This is a genomic window from Bacillus bruguierae (assembly GCF_037104725.1).
In the GTDB taxonomy this organism is placed as follows: Bacteria; Bacillota; Bacilli; order Bacillales; family Bacillaceae_G; genus Bacillus_A; species Bacillus_A bruguierae.
In genome coordinates, this window is record NZ_JBAWSX010000008.1 from 15,013 (window position 1) to 26,631 (window position 11,619).

Here is an 11,619-nt window from a genome sequence, read left to right on the forward strand (position 1 = left end):
GTACTGATTTCCACCAACCATCAGCTCTCTATAACAGGGAGGATAAACACTACTTTGTTCCCTTCAATGCTTTGTTTTTATTAAGTATGATTTGTATTATAAAATGTCATTTCAAAATATGTCAACACTTTTTCATTATTTTTTATATTTTCATTCTCACTGCATCGTATGTTTCATAATAACAAATGTGAATCATTTGCATTTCGATTGATCATTCCAATGCGCATCATCTCATTTTGAATACGTTCCAATAACGTACTTTCAAGCTTTGTCTCATCAAACAATTGCCGAAGATGAATCACTTCATTTTCAATACCATCTGCATCATTTATCTTTGTTAATAAAACGAAAAATAATGTTGCATATACTGTAGGACTTTGATGAATCAACTCGTTTTTTTCCAACAACTGTTTAAATAAATACTTCAATGCTTGTTTTTCTTCTTGCAGTGAAGATATAGAAAAATACGATAAAACAGTTTCAATCCCTTTTTCAGCAATAACATCCATGTATAACACAAACCGCAAAAAGATAATATATTCTTTCTCTGATATTATACTCATTTTAGGACGTTCTATTAAAAAATCTGCAAGCCAATCTTGCCAAAATTTTTGTTGTTCTCTTATGCTCAACGTTTTTACATAATACGATACATTTTCTACAAACTTTACTTTCTCTATCTCTTCTCCTTGTATAAAAAGAGTGTACAACCAATCTATTTGTTCATCCCAATATAAAATACATTTTAAAAAGACGAGACTTAGCCATTTCATAAATACTTCTTGTGTTTGTCCATTCAACAAATGTAAATGCCGAACAGCAAAAGCAATGTGTTTCTTTGTTTGTATAAATAAAGGCAAATTGATTTGTGTATTTACAAATCCTGCCCATGCATACTTTGTTTCCTCTTCATTTTTCTGCAAATCTAAATACGGAATCATATGCTTTCTACACCAATGCTTTTCGATATGATAGAGAAATGTTAAATCAGCTGTTAACCTCGCAATCATAATATTTACGTAGTATGATTTTTTCCGCATTTGCTCTTCAAATACACACAAATAAGCATGTATATTTCGATCATATAAATGTTCATATGCAAGAAGTTTTAATAAAACTGCTGTTATTTTCCCTACTGGATGCAAAGCAGCTTCATTATAGTAATCCGTTTGCTCTTTACCTCTTCCTTGCTCTCCTTTCATAACATGAGGAAACAATGAAAATGCAAGCTGTTTTACTGCTCGAATTGTGTCTTCTTGAAATTCCTCTAACTGATTGCTCTTTTCATACAGAAAACTACTAATAAGCCAATGGTAAGTGGTATGCCTTACAAATTGATGCAGCAGTGGTAAAAGCTCTTGTATTTGCTTATCTGTTAATTGTCGATTATTGCGCCACTCTCTCATGAATATAAACCATACTTCTTTACTCACTTCTTTATATCTAATTAACTGATACGCAAGTGAAATACTCCATTGTACATTTGTTTTACAAGCCTTTGAAAGCATTTCTAAAAAATGATGTTTCTCAAACAATCCTTCTTGTGAATATTGAAGAACTTGTCTTATCATTTCTTCCTCTTTCATATGTAATAAACTATCTGTTGTTAAATTGCATGTAATTGGTTGTAATGTTCGCTCTTCTTGTAAATCTGGAAACTGCCTCGATAAAAAATGAGGGAATTTCTGTTTCATGGATTCATATGTTCGTTTCGTAGATTCATGATTTGGATTGCACATATAAATCCAGTCGATTAAGTTGCAAGCTACATAACATGTCTTTTCTTCAAACTGTTTCACTATGGTTGTCAGCACTTTTTCCTTCGTGTGTTCAGATGCATGCTCATAATGATTCTTTAACAGTTGGAACACTTCATGCTTACAAGTGTCTTCAGTAAGCAATTGATGTTGTAACACCCATTCTATTTTTTCATTTTGCTTCCGGAAAACAGTATGGTTCATACTATGCACGGCAATTCGCTTTTGCAGAGTATTTCCAAATTCAATCATAAAAGAAATATAAAAATTTGCTTTATCTTCAAAATGAGAACAAACATAGTCCATACAATCTCTAACAATATTAATTAAAAAAGAAAATTCACGCGGTTGACTATCTTGCTCATGCGGTTCAATTGCACTTCGCGACTCACTAACTGAATCGTAGATCTGAAGCGCCTGTTGTTTTAGCGTTAATCTCTGGAGTTTTTCTAATCCAATCTGTAAAATTGGGATCGAAAAATAAGAAAGATGCGGCTTTACTTTCGCTTCCCATATGTGCTGCATCTTTGAAAAGGTTGCAGCTGATAGATGGTTTGTTTCAGCTAACTCTACAACATCTTGCATCTCTTGTTCCCATTGCCGAAGTCGCTTCAATTTTAGTTTTCCATCTAATATACAGGTTAGTAAAAGAACCATAATTTCTTTATGCTCTGGATACGTACATTTATGAAGCAAAGAAGGCAGATTTTCAATGAAAAATTCATTTCTTTTTGCCTTTTCTAACAATAATAAAAGCCACTTCGCAAACGAAACTATATGTATCGGCTGTTCCATCTCTACTAAAAATGTACATATCGTATTCCATAACAAGGCAGATATTTCTGTATTATTTTTATACATTAACTGAAATAATTCATTTTGGTGGCTTACTAAAAAATGATCAACAATCCACTTTGCAAGCAACTGATCTTTCTCAGAAGTCTCAGCTTCCTCCGAAAATAAATTTCGCAATTGTCCCTCTTTTTCTAACCATTCCACCCATTCGTAGTCTCTTGCAAATTCTACAAAATAACGAAGTGTCTCAATCTTTTTTATAGATTGCTTAATGTAAGACAGCTGCTCTTGTTCTAAAGATGGCGGAACCGTTACGATATCACGAATTCGTGTTCTTTTTGTAATATAATTATCTCCCATTAACTCTGCCCATCGCTGCACTGCTTTTGCTAATGATTGATGATTTTGCGCCTTATTCGGATATACAATGGGCTTCACCCCTAAATGTTCCCAATGATATGTATTTTCCCCGTGAGCCACAAAAGCATACCGCCTCGTACTCGGTGGTAATCCAGTTGCTAAATATTTCATAACAGGGTCATTATGACTATATCCAATAAACAAAACTGTATAATTAGAAAATAGATCAACTAAAAACCGTCTAGCCCATCCTTCTGTTAAGTAAGCCCTTCCGAAATCACCATCTGTCAAAATTAAATTTTCTTCCTCTTGTTCCACATTACCGTGAATATATGCCAATCCTTTAAAAGCTCTTCCTGTTGGAAGTGCCGGAGCATAGTATATATTTACTTTACGTTTTGATTCCTCAAGTACCGTTGTAAAATGTTGATCAAAATTTGTAGTAACAATCCGAACATTCTCATCAACTGCAAATAATTGCAAAATAGAATAATGCAATGGATTTGGCGTTGAATATGCTACATGAACAAGATTCTTCGCAACTTGATGAACATCTTTCGTTTTTGCAATTTTTCCAAGATAATAATCGTGCGGTTCATTTTCCTCACGTTTTTCTACATATAGAGCGTTCGCAATATCATCCACTAAATCATCAAAATTTGGTAAGTTTGAATTACCTTTCATAGATACTCCAGCTCCAACAAATAAAACCAGTTTCCCTTGTTCAAGTTTATCAAATAGTTCATCTGGAATTTCTACTTCTGAAGTAATCCACACCCCTATCCCTCCTTACCTAAAAATGTTAATTTTCTCTTTCTAATATAACATTTTCTTTGTATTTTTTTAATATTTAGACAAGTAAAATATAATGAAAAATTTAAATTTTTTATAAGAAATTGCACATGAAATAACTGTTAATAAAGGAAACAGAATAAGTACTAAAAAATCAGATTGATTTAACGTATTCATCTTCCTTCTTAAAAAACACCTTGCAAGTTGCAATTTTAAATTCCCATGCATAAAGTCCCTTTTTTCATTCAAACTAAATAGAAAAAGAGAGGTTCAAATGATGAATCATATTACGATTATGCTGATCAAATTTATATCCTGTATGATTGCTTTTGCAATTGGTTTGGATTTATTCTTTGATGCAACAATTGTTGACATCTTTTCTTTTAGTTTATTTGTTACAATCGCTTCATATATGCTAGGGGATCAAATTATCTTACCGCGAGCGGGAAATACTGCTGCACTCATGATTGATTTTCTTTTTACTTATATGAGTGTATGGATTTTCGGCAGTGTGCTTTTAGATAATTATATGCAAATTGCTTGGGGGAGTATTTTATCAGCAATTATAATTACAGGAGCAGAAATTTTTGTTCATCGCTATTTAATGGATCGCATCGCTACTTATCAAACGATTGAAAGAAAACCATTCACTTTCAACAGATCATTAGCTTATGGAACAGAGTTTGCTGAGGAGCAAGATGTTACTGATACGAAAAAACGGAAATGATGTAACGAATATAAAGATGTGAGTTAAACAATACTACACTCTCTTGAACGAAAAGAAAAATCCTGAGAATTACTATTTCTCAGGATTTTTTGTCAAATTGAGATCATTTGTTTATCAAACAACAATTCATTCACTTCACATGTCTTTTATGAAGAAGCTGGTAATGAACGAAATACAATAGTGAGATATTATTAAAGAAACATTTTAAAAAACTTTTCATTTCAACATTTGAGGTTTTCTCCAATACCCTCTATCTTTATGATACAAAATAAGAGCAATCACTAAAATTCCTGATGCAATCCAAATAGCTCTGTACCCTATATGAGTGGTAGTAAATGTGCCTAACAGTGCACCAATTATAAAAGAAAAAATAATAACAAAAAATTCATTAAATCGTTTTTTCTCTTCCTGATCATGTTTTATAAACGCTAAATATGCAGCCTGCGTCAAAGTTCGAAGATTTCCTGTTGTCATCGTTGAATTGTAGGCCCACTTATCAAGTTTATTAAAAGTAGAGATCTGTAAAGATGATACAAACGAAATGCATACTGTTACCACTATGTTAGGAATACTTTTTGGCAAGAACCCTACAATGATTAAAACGATACATTCTAGAATAAGAATAGAGCGCCTATAACTATGCAATGCATGTCTTATATGAGGAATCTTTACTACTTCTGATATTAAAACTCCTAACATAAAAGCTAAAATAGGCGGGATATAAAGCAAAGCATTATGCCATTCTCCGTTAGCTGCTCTTATAGCGAGTAATACTACATTCCCTGTTTGTGCATTAGCAAATACTCCGTCCCTACTGATGAAAGTATACGCATCTAAAAAGCCTCCAACTCCAGCTAACAAAACACCCAAATAAACAGAGTTTGAAGATAATGAGGGGATTGTACCTAGTTTGTCTTTCATATTATTATCTCCTTGTACCTTATGTTACAGATATTATCCATTTATATAAAAACAACACCCTTATGAAATCCTTCACAAGATATTCGCAATTTATATCTTGATGTCGCTTCCTTATACTTTTTCCTAATATGATATAATACCATACCAAGATTTTCACCTACAATCAACACAATTATTTAACATATTATAATTGTTTAATTTCGTTCATATTTTTCAATATAACCTAAAATGCGTAAATAGTAATAAAGAAATAGAACAATTTATCAAAAATAACCCAAAAAGGATTCTTATACAGAATCCTTTTTGGGTTACTCACGCTCGCTTTCTCCCTTTGTTTTACATCTAGCACGTGGCAGGAAAAAGCCCTGACCGCTTCTATGCATGACCAGGTACACTCGCCCCTCGAAAAAGAAAAGGGTTTTATGTTGTTTTTTCAATTTGTATTTATATATACATTAAAAAAGGTTGTTTATCCTTTTTGATAATATTCTTCCATAATTTGCGGTGGTACCATTCCGCCACCTGTTCCCCACATAATATGCGTTGCTTGTTTCATTTTTTCTTGCAAGTGATTTTCTTGAATATATTGCTGTTGTTTAAAGAGTTGTACTGGCCCGTATACACTTGCCAATGCTGACGGCTCTAATTTTATTCCCTCTGTATCAACAAAAGCCTTTAATAGTCTATATAATTCTTGGTCACTAACTGTGTAACACCCGCTTAATAACGGTTCAATTACTTTTCCTACAAACCCTGATGCTCTTCCTACCGCAAGACCGTCAGCTTCTGTTACATTATCAATGCCAAAGTCTTGGACAGAAATTTCATCGTGAAGGCCTGTCAGTAAACCAATTAACATACAAGGAGAATGAGTCGGTTCCGCAAAGAAGCAATGTACATGATCACCAAACAATAATTTTAAACCGAACGCTACACCGCCAGGTCCGCCGCCGACACCACATGGTAAATAAACAAATAACGGATGATCAGCATCAACAATAACGTTTTGATCTTGCAGTTGCTTTTGCAAACGAGAAGCCGCTACAGCGTATCCAAGGAAAAGGTTTTTTGAATTCTCATCATCAACGAAATAACACATTGGATCCGCTTCTGCTTGCCTTCTTCCTTCCTCGACTGCCTTACTATAATCCGCCGCATATTCAATAACTGTAACATTTTTACTGCGTAGTAAATCTTTTTTCCACTGTTTTGCATCAGCGGACATATGAACCGTCACATTAAATCCTAGTTTCGCACTCATAATACCGATGCTAAGTCCTAAATTCCCCGTTGAACCTACCGCGATTGAATATTGCGAAAAGAACGCGCGGAATGTATCACTATCTAAAACGGAATAATCATCTTGTTTATTTAATAATTGATGTTTCAAAGCTAAATCTTCTGCATGTTTCAGAACTTCATAAATCCCGCCTCTTGCTTTAATAGATCCTGATATCGGCAAATGACTATCACATTTTAGTAATACATTACCTGTAATATGTTGATCATATTCTTGTTCTAAATGTTGTTTCATAGAAGGAGTTGCGACTAAAGGAGATTCAATGATTCCATCTGTATCTTTTGTTTCAGGAAAGGCTTTCGCAATATATGGCGCAAAACGTTTTAATCTTTCCTCCGCATCCTTTACATCATCTTTAGTAAGAGGTGCTTTTTGAATTCCTGTTTGGAATTCTTCTTTATTCGGATTCACCCAAAATACTTCCTCTGTCAAAACGAGTTGATTTAATAAAGGATGCTTTTCTTTTAACTTTTGTATAGCTTTGCTGTCATACTTCTTCATTTGAATATTCTCCCTTCTTAATTCCTATCCTATTATCATTTTAAAATTTAAATTTATTTATTATAATTAAACTAAATTTAACACACAAACGAAAATAATTAAATATAAATTAATAAATTTTAATTAAATTTAATTTAAACTATATAAATACAAATTAAAAATCGACATAAAAACCCGCTTTCTTTTTAGATGGACGAGAACATCTGGCCATGCATAGAAGCGGTCAGAGCCTTTTTCTGCCACATGCAAGGTTTACAACAAAAAGAAAAAGTAAGTAGCAGTCATGTTGTATTCTGCATAGCAGCGACTTACAAAGAAAAACGGAGCCGACTGTTTAGGCCCGTTGGCTAAGGTTCTTTCACACAGAAGGTGTTTTTTACCTTCTTGTGTGGAAGGTTCTTAGACATGAGGGCCTAGAAGGCAGAGCTAGACAAAAATGTCGAAAAATTAAAATGGATTTGTATAGTAAAAGGAGAGTAAATATGAATGATATAAATGTTGGAGAGAAAATAGCAGAATACCGAAAAGCACAAGGATTAAGTAGTCGAGAACTGGCAACACTCGTCAATATCACTCCTTCTATGTTAAGCCAAATTGAAAAGGGATCAGCCAATCCATCTCTACAAACTCTTAAATTAATATCCAACGCATTAAATATTCCTATGTTTAATTTCTTTTTGGAAGATACGAATGCTCAAAGTTTAGTTGTAAGAGCTGACAGGCGAAAAAAAATTACCTTTCCTGAAAGTGAAAGCTTATCATATGAGTTACTATCTCCCGATTTAAACGGAGCCCTCGAGCTTGCTCTGATGACTTTATTGCCGCAATCCTCTTCTTCTGAAGAACCAATCGAGCATAAAGGTGAAGAAATCGCATTTGTTTTAGAGGGAACTGTGACACTACAGTTAAATCAAGAGACAGTAACTTTATACAAAGGAGATAGTGTCAAAATTCCTTCTTATATGAAACATAAATGGGAAAATCCCTATAAAAAGAAAGCGGTAGTCATCTTTGCGATTACCCCTCCTACTTTTTAAGTATTTATCAAATGCATGAATAAGACTATATGAAAATCCCATTAACAAATAAGCCAACATTTCTAGAAGTTTATCCTAAAAATGTTGGCTTCATTTTTCTTCTAACCGAAAACATACGTAGCATGTCTAGGCTAACTTTACTTCTTTTATATCGACTATATCCGCAAACCATCCTAATATTGTTTGATGATGTTGAATAATCTCTTCTGCACGTAGTTGCTTCGAATCAAACGTACTATGCGTCCCTTGAATCAACGTTACTTTATATCCTTCACTAAACGCACGGCGAACAGTTGTATCTACGCAATATTCTGTTTGCAATCCACAAATGAACAGATGTTCAATTCCTTTTTCTCGCAAAACTTCCCGAAGATTTGTTTTATAAAAAGAATCTGGCGTTTCTTTTTCCACTACAGCCTCATTTGACATTGGAGCAATTTTAGAATGAATGTGCCAACCTGCAGTACCTTTTTCTAACGGATGCCCCTCAGAGCCATTATGCTGCACATAAATAACCGGAATATCATGCGCGCGACATTTCTGAATGAATTCCTGTAAATTTTGCAATAAGTCAGAGCCATTATGTACAGGTATACCTGCTGTATACATTCCTTCTTGTACGTCAATTACTACAAGTGCTTGTTTCATTACACACCAGTCCCTTCATTTTTATATTCCACCATCCAGCAATCTTCCCATTAAATTGATCCATCCCCTACACATTTTCTCTCTCATCATATCCATATAACGTTTTCCACTCTATATTTAAAGGCTACATTTGTATATATCCAATAGGTTTGTTTTAATATTCTACAATACACTTCTTCTTTTTATCTTCTGAATTACTTATATAACGCTCTCGAACTTGCTGCGGTGATTGTGGTTTATCTCGTCCTTCATAAAGTGAAACTTCCATCAGTGGAGAATTTTTTCATCTCCCACTGATGGTTAGTTGAACCAATCGGGCTTTTACGGACAGTTATCCCCCACCTATCTTCCTCGTTTCTCTCTGAATCTTGAGGTGGGGGTCTTACTGCCCACGAATATCGGGATAAAAGCGTAAAACTTCAGGACTTGATAGCCAGTTTGATAAAGTTTGAACATCATTTTCTGTTACGTATCGAATGAATAAATTTTTTTGTAATAACATAATTCTCCTCCGCTCGTAATAGTTGTAATATTCAGTTTCATTAAACATTACAAAAATAAAGTTGACATAATGTTATTATTACATTTCATTGGAAGAATGCATAACTACTTTTATGTCTTTATCCCTTCTTTTCATATACATTTCAATCATTAAACTAAACAACGCGAAAAGAAAAATAATCCCACCTATTTGAAAAGTTTGATTAAAACTATTAATAACTGCATGTTTATATTTTACTTGAATTTGTTTGTAAAATTTATTATTTTCACTCGCATCCTTCATTACACTTTGCTGTTTCGTTATTAATTTTAACTCTCGGAGCATTTTTTCCTTTTGTAAACTTGTTTGATTGCTTTCATAAATGATTTTTTCCGCTTCCTTATTTACTTTTTCTTTTTCAATAGATAGTTGATGGTTTAAAATAACAACTAAAACAGCTACACCAACAATACTACCTACTGTTCTAGAAATATTTGATACACTTGATGCAATACCCGATTTTTCAGTTGGTACACTTAATACTGCAGTTGTTGTAAAAGGAGCAAGTGTACAACCTGTACCAATACCTACAATCATAAGCCTCCATACATAGTCCCAATCCGTATAGTTTAATGACATATGACCAAATAAATAAGAAGCAATTAAAAATGCAATCATTCCTATACAACCAATAGCAATACTTCCTCGCTTAGCTGCAATTGGTGTCATAATTGCTGTCACGACCATTGAAACAATTGCTAATGTACTAATAATCGTTCCGGCCCGAAGTTCACTCATTCCTTCTACTTCTACTAAATAAAAAGCAAAAACAAATAAAAAATTCATAATGCCCATCCCCACAAAAAACAAAGCGAGATTAGCAAATGAAAACTCCTTGTATCTGAATAAATGTAAAGGTAACATCGGATTTTCACTTTTCTTTTCAATGATAATAAATAATACGAAACTTATAAAAGAAATGATAAACAGAAAACTCATAGTTGCGTAGTTTACACTTGGTTTATTCACTTGTATAAGAGCATATACAAGTGTAAATAAACCAAATGATGAAGTAATCATACCTGGCCAATCTATTTTACGGCTAGATGTAAGATCATAAGATTCTTGAATGAAAAAGAAAACGAAGAGTAAAGAAAGGATACCAATTGGAACATTAATAAAAAACACCCAATTCCAGCTCAATTTATCTGTTAAAACACCGCCAAGAGAAGGACCAATCGCAGCAGCTAAGCCGCCAAAAGCCCCCATAATTCCGCTAATCATACCTTGTTTTTCTTTTGGAACAAGTTCTAATCCAAGTGGCATCGCAACTGGAACAATGATAGCAGCAGACATTCCTTGGAGTACACGAAAAATAACTAACATATGAAAAGAAGAAGAAAATCCACATATTAGTGAACTAATTGAAAATCCTAATAAACCAATGACAAACAACATCTTGCGACCAAATTGATCTGCAAGACGTGCCGCAATTAATAAACATGTAACAAATGCAACGTTATATCCATTTGCAATCCACGAAATATTGTCTATTGAAGTATGAAACGTTTTCGTCATTTCTGGAAGTGCAATACTCACAATATTCGAATCTAAGATCGCCATAAAAAATCCAGAAACTAATGCAAATAGTGCAAATAATTTTCTCATATCCTTATATCTCCCTATTTATTTTCCTTATAAGAAACCCCGTTAACAAAAAGATTTACACTTGTCTCTATGTATTCTTCTAATTTAATATCCTCTTCAGTTAAACTAACATTCATAATATATAAAAATAATTGACCATAAAACATATTTGCTATTAATCGATAATTGCACGGTGCAATGTATCCTTTTTCACTAAGTTTTTGTAAATATGTTTCTAAGTGATCAACTAAATGTGAATTTAATTCATGAAGCAGTCGTTTCATCTCACTATTTTGTCTGGATTCAAGTAAAGCTGCCCAAATGTAATTTAACTTTGGAAGGTTAGTCTGTATGTATGTTTCTGCAATTGTTGTAAGGTCTTTACTTAAATCACCAGTAAACTGTTCATCCAATCCTTCTAACAACGCAACTGGTGTTGTTCGTAAAATAATACTTTCTCGAAATAAATTTTCTTTATTTTTAAAGTTACGAAAAATGGTTAATTCGCTTACCTTTGCCTTTTCAGCAACTTCACGAATTGTCGTTGCTGTGTATCCTTTTTCACCAAACAACAAAACAGCTGCTTCAATAATTTTTTCTCTTGCTGATGTTTTTCCCATTCCAATTCCTCCATCCGATATGTTAGTAAGTAA

The 11,619-nt window shown here is 33.4% G+C and carries 8 protein-coding genes and 1 other annotated feature (1 of these 9 only partly in view); of the genes, 2 read left to right on the plus strand and 6 right to left on the minus strand.

Annotation, left to right across the window (positions count from 1 at the left end; genetic code table 11):
• Window positions 1-76 (minus strand) — a binding site (T-box leader); it reaches 158 nt to the left of the window's first position.
• 97 nt (window positions 77-173) lie between these two features.
• Window positions 174-3,689 carry a DUF4020 domain-containing protein gene (locus WAZ07_RS14260; protein WP_336472993.1) on the minus strand — a complete coding sequence of 1,172 codons (3,516 nt, stop codon included), beginning with the start codon at window positions 3,687-3,689 and terminating at the stop codon, window positions 174-176.
• A gap of 292 nt (window positions 3,690-3,981) precedes the next feature.
• On the opposite strand from WAZ07_RS14260, the gene WAZ07_RS14265 reads away from it, so the two are divergent.
• A complete protein-coding gene (locus WAZ07_RS14265) occupies window positions 3,982-4,431 on the plus strand; it encodes a YndM family protein (protein ID WP_090915033.1) in 450 nt (149 codons plus the stop codon).
• Between the two features lie 216 nt (window positions 4,432-4,647).
• Here WAZ07_RS14265 and WAZ07_RS14270 read toward each other — a convergent pair whose 3' ends face one another.
• Window positions 4,648-5,352, minus strand: coding sequence for a YoaK family protein (locus WAZ07_RS14270; RefSeq protein ID WP_336472994.1), 705 nt, complete (start codon window positions 5,350-5,352; stop codon window positions 4,648-4,650).
• 469 nt (window positions 5,353-5,821) lie between these two features.
• Entirely contained in the window at window positions 5,822-7,153 is a 1,332-nt protein-coding gene (locus WAZ07_RS14275) for a D-serine ammonia-lyase (RefSeq protein WP_336472995.1), read from the minus strand.
• Window positions 7,154-7,635: 482 nt separating this feature from the next.
• On the opposite strand from WAZ07_RS14275, the gene WAZ07_RS14280 reads away from it, so the two are divergent.
• Window positions 7,636-8,190, plus strand: coding sequence for a helix-turn-helix domain-containing protein (locus WAZ07_RS14280; RefSeq protein WP_336472996.1), 555 nt, complete (start codon window positions 7,636-7,638; stop codon window positions 8,188-8,190).
• Between the two features lie 126 nt (window positions 8,191-8,316).
• Here the strand turns inward: WAZ07_RS14280 and WAZ07_RS14285 are convergent, their stop codons facing one another.
• From WAZ07_RS14285 to WAZ07_RS14300, 3 genes are all read right to left on the minus strand, one after another.
• Window positions 8,317-8,838, minus strand: coding sequence for a cysteine hydrolase family protein (locus WAZ07_RS14285; protein WP_336472997.1), 522 nt, complete (start codon window positions 8,836-8,838; stop codon window positions 8,317-8,319).
• A gap of 580 nt (window positions 8,839-9,418) precedes the next feature.
• Entirely contained in the window at window positions 9,419-10,987 is a 1,569-nt protein-coding gene (locus WAZ07_RS14295; protein WP_336472998.1) for an MFS transporter, read from the minus strand.
• 14 nt (window positions 10,988-11,001) lie between these two features.
• Entirely contained in the window at window positions 11,002-11,586 is a 585-nt protein-coding gene (locus WAZ07_RS14300; RefSeq protein ID WP_336472999.1) for a TetR/AcrR family transcriptional regulator, read from the minus strand.
• Between the last annotated feature and the right edge of the window lie 33 nt (window positions 11,587-11,619).

Bases quoted from the DNA above. Each gene is read 5' to 3' on its own strand.
- WAZ07_RS14265 (WP_090915033.1), top strand. From the start codon at position 3,982: ATGAATCATATTACGATTATGCTGATCAAATTTATATCCTGTATGATT.
- WAZ07_RS14270 (WP_336472994.1), bottom strand. From the start codon at position 5,352: ATGAAAGACAAACTAGGTACAATCCCCTCATTATCTTCAAACTCTGTT.
- WAZ07_RS14275 (WP_336472995.1), bottom strand. From the start codon at position 7,153: ATGAAGAAGTATGACAGCAAAGCTATACAAAAGTTAAAAGAAAAGCAT.
- WAZ07_RS14280 (WP_336472996.1), top strand. From the start codon at position 7,636: ATGAATGATATAAATGTTGGAGAGAAAATAGCAGAATACCGAAAAGCA.
- WAZ07_RS14285 (WP_336472997.1), bottom strand. From the start codon at position 8,838: ATGAAACAAGCACTTGTAGTAATTGACGTACAAGAAGGAATGTATACA.
- WAZ07_RS14295 (WP_336472998.1), bottom strand. From the start codon at position 10,987: ATGAGAAAATTATTTGCACTATTTGCATTAGTTTCTGGATTTTTTATG.
- WAZ07_RS14300 (WP_336472999.1), bottom strand. From the start codon at position 11,586: ATGGGAAAAACATCAGCAAGAGAAAAAATTATTGAAGCAGCTGTTTTG.